Source organism: Lactobacillus sp. IBH004, from assembly GCF_026185255.2.
GTDB classification, from domain to species: Bacteria; Bacillota; Bacilli; order Lactobacillales; family Lactobacillaceae; genus Lactobacillus; species Lactobacillus melliventris.
In genome coordinates, this window is the sequence record NZ_CP110217.2 from 1446065 (window position 1) to 1467471 (window position 21407).

Here is a 21407-nt window from a genome sequence, read left to right on the forward strand (position 1 = left end):
GTATATTAAATTAATATATAATACTTAATTGATTGATATTCTATTTTTGGAAAACAAATACCAATACCACCACTTTTCAGGAGTCTTAACTATTATACTGTTTATCAGTCTGTGAATATTATTATTAATCTGTCCTACTGTCATATCTTTTATATTTATCTTGGAATAAAATCTTAATTCATAATGAGGAAAATCATCTATTCTTGTAAAAGTAACTGGTTGTATATTTGAATTATTTCGTTTAGCTAAGGCTGCTAATCCGTACGCTACGGGAAAGAAATTATCTAAATACTTAGTACGATACTTGGGTTTAGGACCTAATGTATATTCTGGAAATTCAAGTATATTTTTTGAATTTTTTAATAAATTATCCAACTTAAAAAGAGCATTAACTGGGTTAGATGTGTCTAAAACTTCTGTTATGTACTTTTTTAAGCTCGATAACATTACATCTAAAATGGACCGCATATGCTCCCCTTCATCACCATTAGCTAATGGAACATTTTGAATTTTTAAACTCGCCAATATTATTGGTATAGAATAAAAATCTCCCCAAATGTGGACTAAAAATTATCGTATTTCCTCTCTTAATATCATTTAATTTTTCTTCATTTATAATAATTAAATTATTTTTTAGAAAACACTTTGTCTGAGAAAATAAATAAACAAATATAGCATCAGTTTCTTGAAACAAAATATAGTTAGCCCATTTTTTGCTCAGTGACTCTTGGTTTTTTAAATTAGTAAACTTCATGGCTTTACTTGCAATTGTCACAAGGTCTTGAATATTTTCTTTTTTTTCGTTTATTTCAATTTGTCTAATTAAAGAAATTTCTTTCCAAATCAAATCAAGTTGATTACTTTTTTTTAATACTTGGAAAAGACGTTGATCATCTAGATCACTCAAATACATAGAAAAATCATAAATCATTCTGTTGACTCTTTTCTTATCATAGTCTTTCTTATTTGATACAAGTTCATATCAAACTCATTAAAAGAGTTTATCAATAACAAGTTATCATTATTATGGCTCTTTTGCTATACTTTTAGTTTCTGCCTTGATATGATTAAATCACCACAAAATAAATACAAAAAGGTGGAAACTAACATGTACAAAGATTATATCACAGGCCAAACTGCTTTAACACTTAATTTAGACTTTACTATTCCTAATAATCACTTGGCGACCGTGATTGGTTGGTTCGTTGACTCGATCCCAGAAGAAGTTTTGCTGGGTGATACTGCCAAAACTGGGCGGCCTGCTTATCACCCGGCTATGATGCTGAAGATTTTGCTCTTTGCTTATTCTCGCAGAGTGTTTTCAGGCAGAAAGATTGAGCTGCTGCTAGCAGAAAATCTGCCGCTGATGGTATTAGCTGAGCACCAGCAGATTTCATATCATACGATCAATAACTTTAGATCAAGCGACCACGCTAACGAATTGGTTAAGAAAAGCTTCCTTTACTTTACTAATCTTTTAGAGGCAGAAGGCCTGATCAATGAAGGGGCGCTCTTCATTGATGGCACAAAAATTGCAGCTGATGCTAATCGCTATACTTTTGTTTGGCGCAAGGCAGTCGAGAAGTTTCATGAAAAGTTAAAAGGTCAAGCGGTTGAGCTTTATGACGAACTGATTACCAAAGAAGTCGTTAAAGCAATGGCGCAAGAGCAAGTGCAGACCAGCCAAGGTTTGACCGAACTAGCGCGTGAAACCGAAGCTGAGATTGAAAAACTGACTGAGGAAATTGCGCAAGAGCCTAAAGTCATTCCTGGTGGTTCTCCTAAAAAAGCCAGAAGACGTGGTCTTAAGAAGCTGCTTCATCAGCTAAAAAAAGATTATGTTCCTAGAATGAAGAAATATGAAGAAGCAGAAAAAATCTTTGCCGGGCGCAATAGTTATTCTAAGACAGACCATGACGCGACTTTCATGCATATGAAAGAAGATCATATGAAGAATGGGCAGCTCAAGCCAGGCTACAATATTCAAGCAGCGACTACGAATCAATATGTAGTTGACTTTGCTTTGTATCCTAATCCAACTGACTTTAAGACCCTAGAACCATTTTTAAAACAAATGACGACACTGGATAAGTTTGACAAGATTGTCGCCGATGCTGGTTATGGCAGTGAATATAACTACTCACTGCTAGAAGACAAGTATTCAAATAAAAAGTACTACATTCCCTATACTATGTACGAAAAGGAACAAACTCGGAAATATAAGAATGATCCGACTAAGCTGATTAACTGGTTCTACAATGAAAAAGACGATTACTACCTTGATCAAAATGGCGTTAAATTCAACTTCAAATATTATAGCCAGCGCCAGGAGCGCTCGACTGGTCAAGTACGTGATTTTAAGGTCTATGAAGCAGATGAAGTACAACTAACGCCGGAACTAGAGCAATTGGCAAAAACCAAAAGCGGATATCAACGCCAAGTACGCTATAATCCTAACTGGCAGTACTTAAAAGAAAAAGCCAAAGCAGTTCTCCAAAGTCCCGAAGGCAGACACAACTATAGCATGAGAAAGTATGATGTCGAGCCCGTTTTCGGGCATTTGAAGAACGTCTTTGGCATGCACCGAACCCATTTAAGAGGGAAAAAGAAGGTAGAAACCGATGTTGGAATAGCCTTCATGATGATGAATTTAAGCAAATATTGGCACAGAAGCTGGCCTAAGGACTATTCTTTTTTATTCAAGAATAAAAAAAGACAGAAAAAGACGATCAAATTAAGAGTTAAATTGATCGTCTTTTGTTATCTGGGAGTTAGTTTTTTCCCGGACACTCATTTTTAAAATGTTTTCTTAATTATTATTTGCTCTTTTTCTTCAAGTCTTCCTTAACTTCCCGATCAATGTCTTCGACCTTCTCTGGGCGCATTGTTGGGAATAGTAAAACATCCCTAATTGCAGGTGCATCTGTCAAAAGCATCACCAATCTATCGATTCCGATGCCCAAACCACCTGTTGGCGGCATACCGTATTCCATAGCACGCAGATAATCTTCATCGATCATATCTGCTTCATCGTTTCCAGCTTCACGTTCTGCCATTTGTGCTTCAAAACGCTCACGTTGGTCATCTGGGTCGTTTAGTTCTGAAAAGGCGTTACCGTACTCTTCACCCATGATGTAAATTTCAAAACGATCGGTAAACCGAGGATCATCAGCATTTTTCTTAGCCAATGGTGAAATTTCAACTGGATGACCATAAACAAAAGTAGGGTCAACAATTGTTTCTTCGCAATATTTTTCAAAGAAGGCGTTAATGATATGACCAACCTTCCAGAAGCTTTCAACCTTGATGTCATGGTCTTCAGCAATTTTGGTTGCTTCTGCTACGCTCATCTTTTGCCAGAAATTAACGCCGGTCTTTTCCTTAATTAGGTCAACCATATGAACGCGACGGAAAGGCTTACCCAAATCAATATTTGTGCCCTGATAAGTAATCTTGCCATCATCTGATACGACTTTAGCAGCTGCGCGGATAATGCCTTCTGCTTCATCCATGACATCATGGAAGTCCCAGTATGCACAGTAAGTCTCAAGTTCAGTAAACTCAGGGTTATGGTGAGTGTCAAGTCCTTCATTTCTGAATACCCGACCAATTTCGTATACTCTTTCCATATCACCAACAATCAAACGCTTTAAAGGTAATTCCAGAGCTATTCTCATGTACAAGTCAATGTCTAAAGCATTGTGGTGCGTAATAAATGGCCGTGCTTCAGCACCACCTGGAATGTTATGCAAAACGGGAGTTTCAACTTCCAAGAAGTCCTTGCTGTTCAGATAGTCACGAATAGCTTGAATAATTTTTGTTCTATTTACAAAACGTTCATAACTTTCGCGATTGGTAATTAAATCGAGATAACGTTGACGATATATTTGTTCAACGTCTTTTAAACCATGATATTTTTCTGGCAATGGCCGTAAAGCCTTAGATAAAAAGGTAACATGAGTCGCGCGAATCGTTAACTCACCGGTATCAGTTTTCATAACTTCGCCGTCAATGCCCAAGAAGTCGCCAATATCGGACTTTTTAAAAATCTTATAATTGTCTTCACCGACAATGTCCTTACGAACATAAATCTGTATTTTGCCTGTCCGATCATAGAGATCCGCAAAGCCGACCTTACCCTTTCCTCTTTTTGCCAGCATTCTGCCAGCAATTTTAGTCTTAGGCAATTCCTTGTTTAGCTCATCTTTATCATCTTGAGAATATTTTTCATTCAAAGACCGCGCTAAGTCTTGCCGATCAAACTTTCTCATTCCAAAAGGTTCGATACCATTTTCTCTTAATTCGTCTAATTTTTGGCGTCGAACGATTAATTGGTCATTCATTTCATTTTTAGCCAATTACATTTCCTCCATTATTAATTAACATCACTTCTGACAGTCCTTTGTTTTTGCCTTTTTTCATAATCATCAACGAAATTGTCAAGCAAATCATAAACTTCTTGTGCCGTCCAAACTTCATTTATTTTAGCACGAGTACGTGCAGAACGGGGAACTCCCTTTAAATAGTAGGCTGCTTGCTGGCGAAATTCAGGCACTGCAATTTTTTCCCCTTTTAATTCAACTAAACCTTTTAATTGGTGTTTAGCTGTAGCAACCTTTTCACGGACCGTTTGCGGTTTAAGTTTCTCACCAGTTTCTAAATAGTGCACCATATTTTTAACTATCCAAGGATTACCCAAGGCTGCGCGACCTATCATGACTGCAGTTGACCCAATTTCATCCAAAGCTTTTTTAGCTAATTCCGGCGTCGTTATATCACCGTTAGCCACAAAAGGAATATCAAGTACTTGTGCTACATCGTGCAACGTTTCCCAGTCAGCTTCACCCATATACATTTGCTTACGAGTTCTACCATGCATAGCAATCATGCTGGCACCAGCTTCCTGCGCTGCCAAGGCGTTTTCTACTGCAAAAATATGTTTACGATCCCAACCAATACGCATTTTGACGGAAACTGGCTTTTGCACATTTTGGACAACTTTGTGAACCATCTGATAAATTTTATTAGAATCAAGCAGCCATTTGGAGCCCGCATCTGTTTTGGTTACTTTAGGAACCGGACAACCCATATTAATATCTATAATGTCTGCAGCAGTATGTTGGTCAATATATTGTGCTGCTTCAAGTAAAGTATCTTCAGTACCACCAAAAATTTGAATACTCATGGGGTGCTCACGCGGATCCACCTTCATCATAGACATAGTTTTTTTGTTACGATATATAATGCCATGATCCGAGATCATTTCACAGACAACTAAGCCTGCCCCGAATTCCTTACAAATCATTCTAAAAGCCGAATTTGACACTCCAGCCATTGGAGCCACTACAACACGATTAGGAATAGTAATATCACGAATTTTCCAACTATTATCCACTAAATCACCCTTTCAAAACACCATAATATCTTAACAAAAAGGATTCTATAAGCAAAATTCATGGTACTTTTCGTAATAAAAAGTTAACCCTTGATATCTATATCAATCTTTAATTACTTTTCGATAAAAAATTTTCCAGGTGCAACTCTATTATAATAACGCAAAAACGGTTTTTGGGAAGCTTCATCAACGGAAATATTGATTACGCCAGCATTTTGAATTTCGCCAACCAAAGCAATTTTAGGTATCTGCAAAACATTCTGGACCAGAGAACGAGAAGCAGTGCCATGAAACACTAATAAAACCGACTCATTTTCATGATTATTAATTAGGTCATGCCAGAAATCCATTAGTCTGTCTGCCAAATGCTGGTAGGTTTCACCGGTGCAATAATCACTGTAATTTTCTTTGAAATAACCCAGTTCATCAAATACTTGAGGATACTTTGCAATTATTTCGTGAACATCTTTACCATCCCAGTTGCCATAATTCATTTCGGTTAAACGGTCATCAATCAAAATCTCATGTTTACCCTGGTTTAAAATTTCTGCTGTTTCACGCGCTCTTTTTAAAGGACTGGAATAAACATAATCAATCTTGTTAATGTCAAAACTATCGCGTAAATTTTCGGCTTGTTGTCTACCAGTTTCATTTAGTGGTAAGTTAGTTCCCGAGCCATTTATACCAAAAGTTTTATTAGTATCCGTTTGGCCGTGACGAACTATATATACGTTTAGCATTTATTTTCTCCTTTACTTATCTATTCAACTCTTTCATTATAGCAAAATTGGTACTAACCGCATCTTTAATCTTAAAAAACCTATGAACTATAATGCTATTTGGTTGAAACTTGAGTCAGTCTTTTTTAAGATTAACAACTTCATCATAATATTTCAATTCTGCAAAACGGTGTACAACAATAACTTATTATTTAATTTTAGTCAAAATTGCTTTTAATTCATCTTCTGTATAGTGGTATTTATTACCACAAAAACTACAGGTCAATTCTGCTCCGTGATCCTCATTGATCATGGTTTCAAGTTGACTCTTTTTCATTGTTGCTAAAATCTTGCCATACTTTTCCTTAGAACAATCACACTTAAAGGCAACTTCATCTTTTTCTAAAATCTTACAGTCATCGCCTAGAATCATAGCTGCCAATTTTTCAGGAGTCAATCCCGACAAAAAGGCTGTAGAAAGTGTCGGCAAATCGTTGATGCGTTCAATGGTCTTAGTTATTAAACTGTCTGAAGCACCCGGTAGTGCCTGCAACATAAATCCACTTGCCTCACCTATAGTATTATTGGGATTAACAAAAACTGACAAGCCAACAGCCGAAGGAATCTGCTCAGATTTGGTTAAATAATATGCAATATCTTCCGCAATCTCACCAGAAACAATAGGTACTTGACCCGTATAGGGCTCTTTTAAGCCCAAATCTTTGGTAACTTCAAGCCATCCTGCACCGACGGCTTTTTTAACATCAATATGACCATTTTCCTTTGGTGGTAAAGCAATATGGGGATTTTTAACATAACCCTTAACAGTTAAGTCTGATTTGGCTGTGACTATCGTTGGACCTACTGGACCATTGCCCAAAAGTCTGATAGTCAACTCTTCCTTGTCTGTGAGTTCAGCACCTGCCAGTAAAACGCCTGCAAGCAAAGTACGCCCGAGAACTGCCGAAGAAGCTGACCAAGTATCATGACGAGTTTGTGCTTCTTGAACCAAATCCTTGGCAGTAATCGTTAACAAACGTAAATTTTTAGTCTTATCAATTGCTTTAATTAAATAATCAGTCATTTTATTCTCCTAAAAAAATAGAGCCTAACAGTAGGCCCTATTAATTATTATTCTTGAGGATGATCGTCTTCATTACGTGAAATGTCAGTATCCTTTAAATCTTGCTGATTCTCAGAATCTTTTTCCGATTCAGAAGAATTAATTTCAGATGTTTTTTCTTCTTTATCTAGCTCAGATTCTTTGGGAAATTCAGTTTTTTCTGGATTTTCAGGATTACTTTCTTCTGCTTCCTCATTCTTTTGGGCGGGTGACTCTAGAGAGGCATCTCTTTCTTCCTGCGCCTTTTCTGAATTTATAAGATTTTTCTTCTGCGATTGATTTTCTTTCTTTTCAGCAGCTGCCTTAGCTTCTTCATAAGTTGATGCTTTGGATTCGCTTGGATATTCCTGCTCTGTCTTTTCAGGCATCTTGCCCGTTGTGTAAAGAGACATAATTTGCTTTTCATCCAAAGTTTCATACTTAAGTAAAGCTTCAGCTATAATGCGATGCTTTTCACGGTTATTTTTAACAATTTCAACTGCTTTAGCGTGAGCTTCATCAAGTAGCTTCTTGACAGCTTCATCTATTTTAGCTGAAGTTGCTTCACTATATGGTTTAAAACCATAAGGATTAGTTTCGCCCTCTTTTTCAAGTTCAACCATTCCTAATGAGTCAGTCATTCCGTAATTAACCACCATGCTGTGGGCAATCTGTGTGGCTTGTTCGAAGTCATTAGAAGCACCAGTTGACTGGTCTCCAACTACAACCTCTTCACCAGCACGTCCACCCATCAGACCAACGATTTGTTCCATTAACTGTTTCTTAGTTAGCAGGAACTGATCATCTTTAGGCAACATCAAGTTATAGCCACCTGTTCTGCCGTGAGGCACAATAGTAACTTTACGCACCGTTCTTGAATCACTAAGCACTAAACCACAAATGGAGTGACCAGCCTCGTGAAAGGCAACTCTGCGTCTTTCTTTTTGAGAAATCAAGCTGTTTCTCTTAGCAGGACCCGCAATGACACGGTCTTCAGCTTCATCCAAATCTGCAGCAGTAATATTATTACCGTTTCGTCTGGCTGCAAGCAGTGCAGCTTCATTAAGTAAGTTAGCTAGGTCTGCACCAACAAAACCTGGTGTTTGACGAGCAATTTCCTTTAAATCAACATCATCAGCCAAAGGCATATTCTTAGCGTGAACACGTAAAATTGCTTCACGGCCTCTAACATCAGGTGTACCAACTAAAACTTTTCTGTCGAAACGACCTGGGCGCAAAAGAGCTGGATCCAGTACGTCCGAACGGTTAGTAGCTGCAATAACAATAACGCCTTCGTTACCCTCAAAACCGTCCATCTCAACTAACAACTGGTTCAAAGTCTGTTCACGTTCATCGTTACCGCCGCCAGCGTTACCACCACGTCTGCGTCCAATAGCATCAATTTCATCTATGAAAATAATACTTGGTGCGTTTTTCTTGGCATTAGTAAATAAGTCACGTACACGACTAGCACCAACACCGACAAACATTTCAACAAAGTCTGAACCTGAAATTGAGAAGAAAGGAACATTTGCTTCTCCCGCTACGGCACGAGCCAGCAATGTCTTACCAGTACCCGGAGGACCCTCAAGTAAAACACCTGAAGGTATCTTAGCGCCTAACTTGGTAAATTTAGCCGGATTCTTTAAGAATTCAACCACTTCTACCAGTTCCTGCTTTTCTTCCTCTTCGCCGGCAACATCAGAAAAGCGCACTTTATTCTTCTTGGGATCCTCAGGCTTAACATGAGAACGACCAAAATTCATAATTCCGCCGTTGCCGCCTCGGCCTCCGCCACTTTGACTGACCATCATCCAAAGCATAACTATGAAAAGAATGGTCGGCACAAGCATGACAATAGTCGAGATCCAGTTTCCAGATTGTGACTCACCCTGAGTCGTCATCTTAGTACCGCTCTTTTGAGCTAGTTCTTGCACGTTGGATACGCTGGAATCATTTTGTAGCATCGTAGTGGAAAAACGTGTTACTTTTGATCCTGAATTGCCATTAAAAAAGTCAAAATTACTATCTGACTGGTTTTTACTTTCTTGTGTTTCTTTATAGCTACCTGAAACAGTATAAACACCATTTGCAGGTTGAACATTAAAGTTTTTAACTTTTCCCTTACGCAAATCACTTACAAATTCAGAGTAACTAATATTCTCACTGCTACCAGAATTATTTGATCCGCCAATTGCCCAGTTGATTCCTCCTATTAAAAGCAGGAAAACAACTATATAGAATAAACCGTTTGAAAACAGCCGATTCCGGTTATTTTTCATATAAAACCTCCGCAAAGTTTCTAGAGATATACGAATAAAAGTTTATCACAAATTTCATCTGTACTCTAATAATTTAAAAATTTTTATCAATTATCTTCATATAAATAAAAGCATTTTTCACCAGAACACACTTGCTGATTAGAATAAGTCTGTTCAATGAAAACCACTTTATCACCATCATAAATAGTCAAACAGTATGGCCGCAATATATTCGGAATACCACTTTGAGCAAACTTTTTCTTGCTCTTTACATGGCTGCCATCTTTTAATAAAAGCTTTGTTCCGGGTAAAATTGACCCTGCGGTAAATTGTTTTTTATTGCTTGCCCTAAAATTTCCAATTAATTTATGAGGTTCGGCTGCTTTTAAAGATAGTAAAAATTTACGCTTATTAAATGAAAATACTTGATCGAGAATAATTTCTTTATTTGCTGGCCTAGCTGGCAACTGTTTAAAAAGATAAAAAAAGCCTTGATAAACAAGTAACGTATAATTCGCCAAATTTTGATTGACTCGCTCCTGCCAGGTCTGCCATATAAAATGTTGCCAAAAAGCCTGCTTTTGCTCACTATTCAATTGTTTGAGAGCACTAGTTTTTAGACGATATGCTACATTTAAAAACTTTTTCGGCTGGTCAAACTGAGCAAATCTTTCATCGACGATTGATGTTAGCAAACTAACCTCTTTACTAAATCTAAGAGCATTTTGACCAATTTTTTTATTTTCTTTTTTAAGTAAGGGAATTACATGATGACGTAACCTGTTGCGTAAAGTATCGTCCTCATTATTAGTTTGGTCGATTACGTACGGTATGTGGTGCTTTTTGTCATATTCTAATAAATCAGCTTTTGTGACATTTAAAAGAGGCCTTAACAAAGTCATTCCCTGCATTTCGCTAATTGCCCTCAAACTATTCATTTCACTAGGATTACCAGAACGAATAAATTTAAGCAGAATATTTTCAAGCAAATCATCCATATGATGTGCCGTTAATAAATAATCTCCCTGATAATTGCGCATTATTTTAACTAAAAAATCATAACGATATTTTCTAGCAGCAGCCTCAACGCCGCCTAAAGGTTGTAAAGATTGAGGCCATTTTTCATTAATTAACTCGATACTTTTATTTTGACAATACGCAGAAATTACTTTTTCTTCTTTAAAAGAGTCAGGCCGCAGTTGATGATCCAAATGGGCGGCGAGCAATCTAAATTGGTATTGCTCCTTTATTTGATATAACAAATCTAATAAAGCTAATGAATCTGGTCCACCACTAACTGCGACTACAAGGGTTTTAGCAGCCAGCGGAAAATGATTTACCTTAAAAAAGTCATCAATCCGCATAACTGACCAAATCTTGTTCTAATTTTTTTATTTCTTTTTGGGCATCATTCACAGTTTGCGTTAAAGTCTTGGTAAAATCTGCCATTTTAGTATTAGAAAAAGGGTTAGTATGATCAATTAAATCAGGATCATTAACCCTCATTCTTGAAAGGGCGATTTTGCCTTTATAATTATGAAGGACAACTACGCGAATCTGTTCTCCAACACGATAATTATTCTTTTCCCGCAACCAATTATTGTTAAAATCACTATGATGAATTAGCCCTGTTTGATGATGAGAAAGAGTGACAAAGATGCCTAAGTCATTAATATTATTGATAATACCTGTAACTCTCTGTCCAACTTGATATTTCATTAATTATTGTTTTTTCCTTCAGGTAAATTGTAAATTGTTTCGTTTGGCTTAGAGTACAAAAATTTAGAACGAATCAGTTTAGCCACGTAATCAGTATCTTTCAAGTCATTGCGCTTAGCTAATAAAACTTGTTTTTGATTGTTTATTTTCTTCAATTCCTTTTTAGAAGTCTGCACTTGACTGTTAATATGTTCTGTCTGAGAGTGCGTAACGCCAATCTGTACTCCTAAAAACGCAAAAATGGCAACGAAAAGAGCAACGATGCGATTACGTCGTACACGGTGTACTTCTTTTGCTCTTTTTTCTTGTTTACGTTTCAGACGAGCCAGTTGCTCCTCCGGACTAACTGAATTGTATATACGTGGACCGTTCATAATTTTGACCTCTACTATCAAAAACAAATACTATTTTAATTATAACAAGACCACCTATAAATGTCATTAAAGACCAAACTAATTTATTAATTCATATAATTCACTGGCTTCTGCTTTTTTAGTAGTTTCTTTAATTGCACAAACCTTGGCTTTTACCTGTTTAGAACCGTAACCTACTTCGATAATATCGCCAATCTTAACGTCATAACTGGACTTGACCACGTGATCATTTACCTTAATTCGACCCTGATCAGCCATTTCTTTAGCTATTGGGCGTCTTTTAACTAGTCTGGAAACTTTTAAAAATTTATCAATTCTCATTTTTTTCTCCTATCTTTGAATAATATCACTGGCAGCCGTCATAAAAGTAATTAAATTAGTAAATAATTGTCTCTGATGCAGATTATCAGGAAGTTCCAACAGCACAACCAGCCTGTTAGCCGGGGAAAGATTGATTTTTGCTTTAAATGAAACATGTTCAAGAGCCTTAAAAATATTAGGTCCCTGTAATTCTTTTGAAGCCTCTAATTCAAATTCAACTTTTACCTGCTGGTTATTAATTTTGGTAATATTTCTGACCTGAGCTAAATCTGCCTCAGCCTTTAACTGTGAAATTGCCAGTAAATTTTCGACCGGTTCAGGATAATTACCAAAGCGGTCAATCAACTCATCTTTAATTTGCTCGATATCAGCAGGACTGGCAGATTTAATTTTCTTATAAAATTCAATTTTTTCTTCTTGATCACTAATATATTTTTCTGGAATATATGCTTCAAGTCCCATATCAATTTCAGCGTTACTCTTTCTGACTTTCTTTTTGTTTTTGCGATTTTTAATGGCATCAGAAAGCATTTGTGAATACAGATCATACCCGACACTGTCAATAAAGCCATGCTGCTCTGCTCCAAGCATATTGCCGGCTCCACGAATTGACAAATCACGCATAGCAATTTTGAATCCTGATCCAAGTTCGGTAAAATCACGTATGGCATCCAACCTTTTTTCTCCAATTTCTGTCAGAACCTTATTGGGCTGATATAAAAAATAAGCGTATGCCAAGCGGGCGCTACGACCAATTCTGCCACGCAACTGGTAAAGCTGACTTAAGCCATAATGATCTGCATTTTCAATTAACATGGTATTGACATTCGGCATGTCTATTCCGGTTTCAATTATGGTAGTTGTAACTAAAATATCAAATTCTCTATTTAAAAACCGATACAGAATATCTTCCATTTGGTTTTTACTCATACGGCCATGAACACTGACAATCCTAGCTGTAGGCATGAGAGCTTCGAGTTCCAGCACAACATCATCAATATCACCAATACGATTGTGCAAATAGAAGACTTGTCCTCCACGCTGAATTTCCCGCAGACAGGCTTCCTTAACAACGCTTGGTATTTGTTCCATTACATAGGTTTGAATCGGATAACGATTGGATGGCGGGGTTTCCATAACTGATAAATCCCTCACACCAATCATTGACATGTGCAACGTACGAGGGATCGGTGTTGCAGTTAGCGTTAAAACATCAATGTTGGCCTTCAGTTCTTTAAGCCTCTCTTTGTGCTTTACGCCAAATCTTTGCTCTTCATCAACAATGAGTAAGCCTAAGTCTTTGAACTTAACATCTTTTGATAATAATCTGTGTGTCCCGACTACAAGATCAATCTTGCCATTTCTTAAACCTTCAGTAATTTTTTTGGCTTCAGCTGGAGTTTGAAAACGGGATAAAACAGCATAATTAACAGGAAAATTTTTAAACCGATCTTGGATAGTTTCATAATGTTGCTGTGCCAAGATAGTCGTAGGTACCAAAAAGGCAACTTGCTTGTTATCTTCAATCGCTTTAAATGCTGCTCTTAAAGCTACTTCAGTTTTACCAAAGCCAACATCACCCACAAGTAGCCTGTCCATCGGCTTTTCTTGTTCCATGTCATGTTTAATTTCCTTAATTGAGCGCAGCTGATCCGGAGTTTCGACATAAGGGAAAGCATCTTCAAACTGCCGCTGCAAATCATCGTCTTTTGAAAAAGCAAAGCCTTTTTCCGATTCTCTTTTGGCATACAAAGCAATTAATTCATCGGCGATATCTTCGACCTTAGATTGAACTCTACTCTTGGTCTTTGCCCATTCACTACCACCCAGCTTGTTAACATGTGGTCTTTTCCCTTCAGAAGCAACATATTTTTGCACTAATTTCAGCTGATCAGCGGGAACAAATAATTGGTCACCATGTTGATAGGTAATAGTAATATAGTCTCTTTTGACACCGTTATTTTCTAAGGTTTTTATTCCTTCAAAGCGGCCGATTCCGTGATTAACGTGAACAACATAGTCTCCTGGCTTCAGTTCAGTATAACTACGCAGTCTTTGGGCATTCTCCATGGTTTTAATACGGCGACTGTGGTGCGTTACTTTATTAAAAAGTTCTCGTTCAGTTAAATAAACTAGATTATTATTGGGTAAAGTAAAGCCGCTGGCAAAACCACCAACCGTAATTTGCGTTTGACGCTCGACTAAGTCATCTGGCTTAACAATTGCCACATCCATGCCAAATTCAGCCATCGTCTGACTAATTTGTTTTGCCCTCTTATTATTATCTGCCTGCAGAATTACCGTTTGCTGTTTTTTCTGATATGATTCTATTTCAGACTTGATAAGAGGCATCTGACTGAAAAACTGTTCAGGTTCTCTTGTCTGCCAGTCAAATAATTGACCTAGCTTAACGCGACCAATACTGCGTTGAAATAATGAAAAATAAAGATGACTATGTTTATCTTGTGACCAATTTTTATGAAAATCACTGTGCAGCTCTTGTCCTGGTATCATAGCACCAGTTTTTAGTTCATCAGCAATAAAACCGGCATTCTGTTCATCTACTGTTTTAACAGCCTGCTCAATTAACGGCCAGTCATCAAGCAAAACCAAACCAGAGTTTGCTAAATAATCAAGTAAATTATCGGGATTATCAATTAGAAAGTCTGTTAAAAAAGCGTAGTTTTGAGGTAAAGAACCATTATTTAGTTCATCCAATGACTCCGCAAAATGTTCCTTAACTTCCTTTTCACCAGCAGGAGAATCTGCCATAGCTTTTGCTATCTTCTGTGCCGCACGTTTAAAATTATTAGCGGCAAAAACGCGATCTTGAGCTGCAGTAACGACTATTTTATCAATCTGCTTTTGACTGCGTTGACTGGCTAAATCAAATTCTTTTATAGTATCAATTTCGTCACCAAAAAATTCAATTCTGACAGGATTTTCGCGGTCAAGTGGGTAAACGTCTAGAATATCTCCCCGTAATGCAAATTCGCCAGGTTTAGCTACCAGATTTTCGCGGCGAAAGCCTACCTGCACAAACCAATTAGTCAGTTCAGCTAAATCAAATTCTTTTTCAGGCTCAAACTCCCGTCTTGCTGCTTGGTATTCTTGTGGTTTAGACAATTTATATTGTAAGCCCTGCGGAGTAGTAATCACGATGCCCTTGTTCTGACTCAGCAAAAAGTTAAGCGCCTGAATACGACTACTTAATTCATCAGGTGAAGTAACTGCCGTTTGAGTCGCTATCGATGCATCTACTGGAAAAATTTGCACACTGTCTTCAGGCATAATTGCATTGAGTTCACTATAAAGTTTTTGAGCCTTATTTTCATTTTCTTCCAATACCACCAACGGCTTTTGCAAAGTTTCAACTATTTGGCACAAAAGCAAATCAAAAGCACCGGCATTAGCTCCGGTGATCAAAGAATTTTTGGTGTTGCTAGTATTAGCAATAAAATTTATCAGATCATGATCTTTTTCTATAATGTTAGTTAAACGCATTTTAATTATATTTATTCATTAAATACTGTGGGCTTTTTCCTGCAATAAAGTCAGTTATGACTTCACTGGCTGTGGCAAAAGCTTCATCCATCAACTGTTTTTGTTCAGTATTAAACGGTGATAAAACCCAGGAGACTACACTTGCTTCTGTTACGTTTGCTGGATGGCGGATACCAATTTTCAGTCTGTTAAAATTATTGGTGCCTAAATCACGAATAATACTTTTAATACCATTATGACCTCCAGATTTACCATTTGCACGGATACGGATTTTACCTAATGGCATGTCCATGTCATCATGAACAATCAAAATGTCCTGGGGCTCAACTTTAAAAAAATGAGCAAATTGGGCTACAGATCTGCCTGAATCATTCATAAAAGTTTGTGGTTCAAGTAAAATTACATCAATTCCTGCTATTTTTTGTTTTGTATACTTGCCCTCAAACTTTTCTCTTTCCAAATTGAAAGCATTTTTTTGTAAAAAGTGATCTAAAGCCATGAAGCCAGTATTATGTTTTGTTCCATCATATTTTTTGCCTGGATTACCCAGACCTGCTATAATCTTCATTTAACTTCCCCTTATTTATAGTCTTATTAATGATAGCACAATCAATCGGTCTGATTTCCTTAAAGACTATTACACTTTGATTTCATTGATTAATTAGGCTTTTTAATTTGTACGGCAAGTGCTAAAATCAATCTGAACAATGTTTTTCTTTTAATTTTCATTTAATCTAATTTTTTCATTTATATGATATAATCGTTTAGATTATTTTTACAACGGAGGCAGTTTAATGCTAATCAAATCTTTGGTTATTAAAAAAGATTATTTAACCACAGTCAACGAACACGCTACGCTTGAAGAAGCTTTAAAAACTTTGGAAGATTCTGGATTCCGATGTGTCCCAATCTTGGATGACACTGGCACAATTTTCCGTGGTAATATTTATAAGATGCATATCTACCGCCATAAATCTCAAGGTAAGGATATGAATTTGCCAGTTACCTACTTATTAAAAAATGCTACTAAAACCATCAAGGTTAATTCGCCATTCTTTAAAGTTTTCTTCACAATTAAGGACTTGCCTTACATTTCAGTGTTAGACGAAGAAAACAAATTCTATGGTATTTTGACGCACTCAAGATTGCTTGATATGTTATCAGATGCCTGGAATATTAAAACTGGGTCGTATGTCCTCACTGTTTTAACAGATAATTCAAGGGGCAATTTAGCAAAGATGAGCAAAATTATCAGTAAGTACTGTGCCATAGCAGGTGTAATGAGCCTGGACGCACCTACTGCTGGTAAAACAGATAATGCTGTAAGACGTATTTTATTTACATTACCTGCTGGGCTTACCGAGGACGTCTTAAAAGAAATCGTTAAACGTCTTGAGAAAAAAGGCTATGTTGTTGCTGAGATTGAAGACTTGCAGGCTGGTATGACACTTATGAGTGATGAAAATCCTGGTGTCTACATTAACTAAGACGAAAATAATTAATTGTTGCCACTATAAAAGCACATCATTTTGATGTGCTTTTTACTTAGCAATTTTTAATTATAATATTTTCTTGGCAAACGATCATCTAGTAAACAGGCAACTTCATAATGGATACTGTCAACATAGTCGGCTGCTTTTTTGATAGAATTTGGCGCTGCCGGATCATTTGAAATCAAAACTACTTTAGTTCCTACTGCCATCTCATATGGCAATTGCACCATTAACTGATCCATGCAAATGCGACCGACAATAGGACAGTATTCGGAACCGACTTTAATTTTAAAACCCTGAAATTTACGAATAAAGCCATCGGCATAACCTACTGGAATTGTTCCGATAATTTGATCCTCGTCAGCAATATATGTTGAGCCATAGCCCACTCCCTGACCCTTGTGAATAGTATGAACTTGTACCAGTTCACTAACAAAAGACATAGCCGGTTTTAATTTAATTGCGGTTTCTAAGTCAGCACTTGCAGGATTCGAAGATGGATTCAGACCATATATGCCAATACCAAAACGAACCAAATCACTATGAACTTTCTTATCAAAAACACTGGCTGCAGTGTTGTCTACATGAATCCATTTGGGTTTTATTTTCAACAATTTTTTAAAGTGGTTAAAGCGCGTGACTTGTCCTTGAAAATATGAATCATCACTACTGTCTGCGGAGGCAAAGTGCGTAAACAGCCCTTCAACAGCAAAATTGGAATTATTCAATAAAAAATCATTTGCTGCAATAAATTCATCATCTTGACTAAAACCAATGCGTCCCATCCCGGAATCTATTGCCAAATGAACTTTTAATTGCAGCTTGTCTTGAATCAAGTTAGATTCGGCTTTTCTGAGCCATTTTAAATCAGGCACAGTTAATGAGACGCCATTCACAGCTGCAAGTGAGGCATACTTTGCGGGCGTAACGCCCAACACCAAGATCGGCTGGACAATTCCGGCTTGCCTTAATTCTAAAGCTTCATCTAAAATAGCAACGCAAAAGCCGCTGGCACCTGCCTTAACAGCTTCTTGGGCTACTTTTACCGCACCATGGCCATATGCATTTGCTTTAACAACGGCAAACAGTTTCTGCCCTGGTGCCAAATGCTTAATTTCTTCTTTAATATTCTGTCTTATTGCAGCTAAATCCACACACACAGCTGCAGGTCTATGAATTCCAGGAACCATCTTTACTTCTCCAAAACAATTAATGTAACTATCTCATGTCTATCATGAGTAATACTAGGAAAAATCTTGCCAGCAAATTTAGGCGAGCTTGTGACTGGGTGACCTACTTTATCCCATAAAGTTTCAACATCTTGCAGACCCACTTCTTTGCCAAAGCCTGTTCCTAGTGCTTTAACAAACGACTCCTTAATAGAAAAGCGGCCACCTAAATATTCTACTTTGCGTCTGCCTGCTAGTTTTTGGTATTGGGCAAATTCTTTTGGGGTCAAAACTTTGCGGGCAAAATTATCCCCTTTGGCTACTATTTTTTTAACTCGTTCAATTTCAACAGCATCAATGCCAACTCCAACGATCATTTTCTTATCCTCATAATAATAAAATTATATTAGCAAAAAAGAGTTGTAAACTGTCACAACTCTTTTTTAGTAAAAACATTAACCTTTTTTATTTTTAATAATAAAATTTCTGCCATTACCGGAGCGGCGAGAATGGCCTCCACGATAATTGCCACGGCTGCGGTTACGATCACCGCGATAGCCTCCACGACTATTTCTGCCATGACTATAGCGACCGCGGCCACCACGACCATTACCCTTATACGGCAATGGTTTTTCAGAACTAATTTTGACCTCAACATTTGAAGAATCTTTTGACAAATTCTTCAGAAAAGCTGATACCAAATCAACTGCTGAATAATTTTCTAATAATTCGTTGGCATCATCAGTATATTTAGATAGATCATCTTTCATTATGTCTTCTATCTTAGATTTAGCCACTTTAAGTTGGCCCCTTAAAGCCTGATCATCAGATGGCGGACGCAAAGGGGTCATCTTTTTCTTAGTTAATTGCTCTATTGTACGCATATAACCAATTTCATTTGGCGTAACAAAAGTGATTGAACTACCATTTTGTCCGGCACGGCCGGTACGACCGATGCGGTGAACATAGGAGTCAGGATCTTGAGGGATATCGTAGTTATAGACGTGTGTTACGCCTGAAATATCCAATCCACGTGCAGCCACGTCTGTAGCAACTAAAATATCTAGTTTACCAGCACGGAACCTTTTTAAAACAGTAAGTCTGCGAGCTTGGGTCAAGTCACCGTGAATTCCCGCTGCATTGTAGCCACGGGCCTGAAGTCCCCTAGTAACTTCGTCAACTCGGCGTTTAGTTCTAACAAATACTACTGCCAGATCTGGGCTTTCAACATCAATCAAACGGCACATGATGTCAAATTTTTCTGAATCTTTTGCCCGAACAAAGTACTGATCAATTAAATCGGCAGTTAGCTCTTTAGTTTTAATCCGTACAATTTCCGGATTATGCATGAACTTTTCACTAATGTTCAAAATTGGTTTAGGCATAGTAGCACTAAACAGTAGAGTCTGTTTCCGGTTTTTAACATAGCCTAAAATACTTTCAATGTCTTGGATAAAACCCATGTCCAGCATTTCATCAGCTTCATCTAAAACAATGGTATTAACATTTTCTAAATCAATCGTCTTGCGCTTTAAATGGTCAAGTAATCGTCCCGGTGTCCCTACTAAAATCGCAGGCACATGATTTTTAAGAGAACGAATTTGCCGTCCAATATCAGCACCACCGTAAACAACCTGCACGCGAGCATTTTCATCACGACCCAGTCGGAAAAGTTCTTCTTGAGTTTGAATGGCCAATTCACGAGTCGGTTCTATAATTAAAGCTTGAATTACCTTATTATGCTTATCTAAATTCTGCAAGATAGGTAGCGCAAAGGCCGCAGTCTTACCAGTACCCGTCTGAGCTTGACCAATTACATCCCTGCCTGCTAAAGCCAGAGGAATTGTTTGTTCCTGTATTGGTGTTGCCTCTTCAAAGCCTGAGCGCTTAATTGCTTTTAAAAGCTCATCTTTTAATCCTAATTCTGAAAATTTCACTAAATTCTCCTTATCTAAGCCGTTTTACTACTTTTTCCAGGTGCATCCCATGCGAACCCTTTAAAACAACAATGTCATGCGGCTTAATATCATTTCTTAAATCTGAAACCATGTGTTGCATTTGTTCTGGGGCATAATAATGCAAATTCTCTGGTTTATACTTTTCTTTAAGTGCATTTGCCAGATTTTTCATTTCTGTACCATACAAATAAACTTCATTAATTACCTGTGGGTCAAGACAATCTGCCAGCCCAGCGTGAAGCTTGGCAGATCTTTGGCCTAATTCTAACATATCACCCAAAACAGCGATCCTGCGACTTCCAGCTGGAACCTGGATCTGACCAAAACTGGTTATCACGGCACGCACGGCAGTAGGATTGGAATTATAAACATCGCTCATAATATCTTCTCCTACATCGCCTTTTTCCCATTCCATTCTATCCGCTGTCGGAGTGAACTTTTCTAAAGCTGTGGCAATTTCTTCATCACTTTCACCAAAATGCCTGCCAACACAAAGAGCCGAAAGCGCGTTAGAAACATTATGTTTGCCAATCATAGGAATAGTAAATTTATGAGCAGAATTATTAATCGTAAAAGTAGCATGGTGCTTGTAGCTGCGATAACCTGTTGCATAAACTGTATCATTTTTTGCAAAACCAAAGGTAACTTTTGCTTGTGGTATTTTTGCCGCCCGTTCACGTAAAAGCGGTTCATCCCCGTTATATATGAACTCACCATCTTCGCGTAAGAAATCGGTAATTTCCATCTTGGCATCAGCAATTCCAGCACGAGAGCCTAAAAATTCAATGTGAGCCTCACCAATCATTGTAATGACCGTGACATCAGGGCGAGTCAGTTTACTTAGTTGATGAAGTTGCCCTGCATGATCCATACCCATTTCCAAAACCAAGATTTCGGTATTTGGTTTCATATCTAAAATTGTCATGGGTACGCCAATTTCATTGTTAAAGTTAGCAGCAGTTTTATGCACATTAAACCTTTTCGCTAAAACTGCTGCTGTCATATCTTTGGTCGTAGTCTTACCATTTGAACCTGTAATGGCAACTACTGTAGGATTGACTTTATTTAAATAATATTGGGCCAATTGCTGCATACTGCTTAATGGATCATCCACTTCTAAAACTGCAATATTGTCGGGTTTATTGGGATGATCCTTCTGCCATAATGTGGCACTTGCACCGTTACTAATTGCGCTGCTGATAAAATCATGACCGTCTCTTTCGCCCTTTAGTGGGACAAATAATCCACCAGCGGCGATTTTTCTAGAATCAAAGGCAACAGAAGTAATAACGGTCTGATCGTTGCCTTCACACTTTGAATTTATTGCTTTGGCTATCTCTGCCAGTTGCATTTTCATCTTTTTATCTCCTAGCCGAAAAGAGTTTTTGCTGA

Annotated in this window: 19 protein-coding genes; 2 read left to right on the top strand and 17 right to left on the bottom strand. The window is 37.5% G+C overall.

Translation table 11 applies throughout. The features are described from left to right. Positions 1-24 precede the first annotated feature (24 nt). Together LDX54_RS07345 and LDX54_RS07350 are read right to left on the bottom strand one after the other, a co-directional pair. Positions 25-468, bottom strand: a complete 444-nt coding sequence (locus tag LDX54_RS07345) for a hypothetical protein (protein WP_265667591.1) — start codon at positions 466-468, stop codon at positions 25-27. 19 nt (positions 469-487) lie between these two features. After that, positions 488-931, bottom strand: coding sequence for a hypothetical protein (locus LDX54_RS07350; protein WP_265667590.1), 444 nt, complete (start codon positions 929-931; stop codon positions 488-490). A 177-nt stretch (positions 932-1108) separates the two neighbouring features. On the opposite strand from LDX54_RS07350, the gene LDX54_RS07355 reads away from it, so the two are divergent. Beyond that, positions 1109-2800: an IS1182 family transposase gene (locus tag LDX54_RS07355; protein WP_265667589.1), complete on the top strand. Its 1692-nt coding sequence runs from the start codon at positions 1109-1111 to the stop codon at positions 2798-2800. Positions 2801-2816: 16 nt separating this feature from the next. On the opposite strand, the gene lysS is transcribed toward LDX54_RS07355, so the two are convergent. From lysS to pth, 11 genes are all read right to left on the bottom strand, one after another. After that, positions 2817-4358 carry a lysine--tRNA ligase gene (lysS, locus tag LDX54_RS07360; RefSeq protein WP_265667588.1) on the bottom strand — a complete coding sequence of 514 codons (1542 nt, stop codon included), beginning with the start codon at positions 4356-4358 and terminating at the stop codon, positions 2817-2819. Between the two features lie 17 nt (positions 4359-4375). Next, a complete protein-coding gene (dusB, locus tag LDX54_RS07365) occupies positions 4376-5395 on the bottom strand; it encodes a tRNA dihydrouridine synthase DusB (RefSeq protein ID WP_110446438.1) in 1020 nt (339 codons plus the stop codon). Between the two features lie 113 nt (positions 5396-5508). After that, positions 5509-6135 (bottom strand): histidine phosphatase family protein, encoded by a 627-nt coding sequence (locus LDX54_RS07370; protein ID WP_187156668.1) that lies wholly within the window; start codon positions 6133-6135, stop codon positions 5509-5511. Positions 6136-6322: 187 nt separating this feature from the next. After that, a complete protein-coding gene (gene hslO, locus LDX54_RS07375) occupies positions 6323-7198 on the bottom strand; it encodes an Hsp33 family molecular chaperone HslO (RefSeq protein WP_265667587.1) in 876 nt (291 codons plus the stop codon). A 47-nt stretch (positions 7199-7245) separates the two neighbouring features. Then, positions 7246-9498, bottom strand: coding sequence for an ATP-dependent zinc metalloprotease FtsH (ftsH, locus tag LDX54_RS07380; protein WP_265667585.1), 2253 nt, complete (start codon positions 9496-9498; stop codon positions 7246-7248). Positions 9499-9584: 86 nt separating this feature from the next. Then, on the bottom strand, positions 9585-10841 hold the full coding sequence (gene tilS / locus LDX54_RS07385) for a tRNA lysidine(34) synthetase TilS (protein WP_265667584.1): 1257 nt from the start codon (positions 10839-10841) through the stop codon (positions 9585-9587). Beyond that, a complete protein-coding gene (locus tag LDX54_RS07390) occupies positions 10831-11196 on the bottom strand; it encodes a S1 RNA-binding domain-containing protein (RefSeq protein ID WP_198202728.1) in 366 nt (121 codons plus the stop codon). The genes tilS and LDX54_RS07390 overlap by 11 nt, the downstream gene beginning before the upstream one ends. Beyond that, on the bottom strand, positions 11196-11573 hold the full coding sequence (locus LDX54_RS07395; protein ID WP_265667645.1) for a septum formation initiator family protein: 378 nt from the start codon (positions 11571-11573) through the stop codon (positions 11196-11198). The genes LDX54_RS07390 and LDX54_RS07395 overlap by 1 nt, the downstream gene beginning before the upstream one ends. A 75-nt stretch (positions 11574-11648) precedes the next feature. Next, positions 11649-11891 carry an RNA-binding S4 domain-containing protein gene (locus LDX54_RS07400; protein ID WP_046325375.1) on the bottom strand — a complete coding sequence of 81 codons (243 nt, stop codon included), beginning with the start codon at positions 11889-11891 and terminating at the stop codon, positions 11649-11651. A gap of 9 nt (positions 11892-11900) precedes the next feature. Beyond that, positions 11901-15395 (bottom strand): transcription-repair coupling factor, encoded by a 3495-nt coding sequence (gene mfd / locus LDX54_RS07405; protein ID WP_265667583.1) that lies wholly within the window; start codon positions 15393-15395, stop codon positions 11901-11903. A gap of 1 nt (position 15396) precedes the next feature. Continuing rightward, entirely contained in the window at positions 15397-15963 is a 567-nt protein-coding gene (gene pth, locus LDX54_RS07410; protein ID WP_265667582.1) for an aminoacyl-tRNA hydrolase, read from the bottom strand. Positions 15964-16189: 226 nt separating this feature from the next. Between pth and cbpA the strand changes: the two genes are divergently transcribed. Then, positions 16190-16882, top strand: coding sequence for a cyclic di-AMP binding protein CbpA (gene cbpA, locus LDX54_RS07415; protein WP_046325378.1), 693 nt, complete (start codon positions 16190-16192; stop codon positions 16880-16882). A gap of 68 nt (positions 16883-16950) precedes the next feature. Here the strand turns inward: cbpA and alr are convergent, their stop codons facing one another. The 4 genes from alr to murF form a co-directional block, all read right to left on the bottom strand. Next, positions 16951-18078: an alanine racemase gene (gene alr / locus LDX54_RS07420; RefSeq protein WP_265667581.1), complete on the bottom strand. Its 1128-nt coding sequence runs from the start codon at positions 18076-18078 to the stop codon at positions 16951-16953. 2 nt (positions 18079-18080) lie between these two features. Next, a complete protein-coding gene (gene acpS / locus LDX54_RS07425; protein WP_110446449.1) occupies positions 18081-18434 on the bottom strand; it encodes a holo-ACP synthase in 354 nt (117 codons plus the stop codon). 78 nt (positions 18435-18512) lie between these two features. Continuing rightward, positions 18513-19994, bottom strand: a complete 1482-nt coding sequence (locus LDX54_RS07430) for a DEAD/DEAH box helicase (protein ID WP_265667580.1) — start codon at positions 19992-19994, stop codon at positions 18513-18515. Positions 19995-20004: 10 nt separating this feature from the next. Further along, complete coding sequence (gene murF / locus LDX54_RS07435; RefSeq protein WP_122026368.1) at positions 20005-21372, bottom strand: UDP-N-acetylmuramoyl-tripeptide--D-alanyl-D-alanine ligase; 1368 nt, start codon at positions 21370-21372, stop codon at positions 20005-20007. Positions 21373-21407 lie beyond the last annotated feature (35 nt).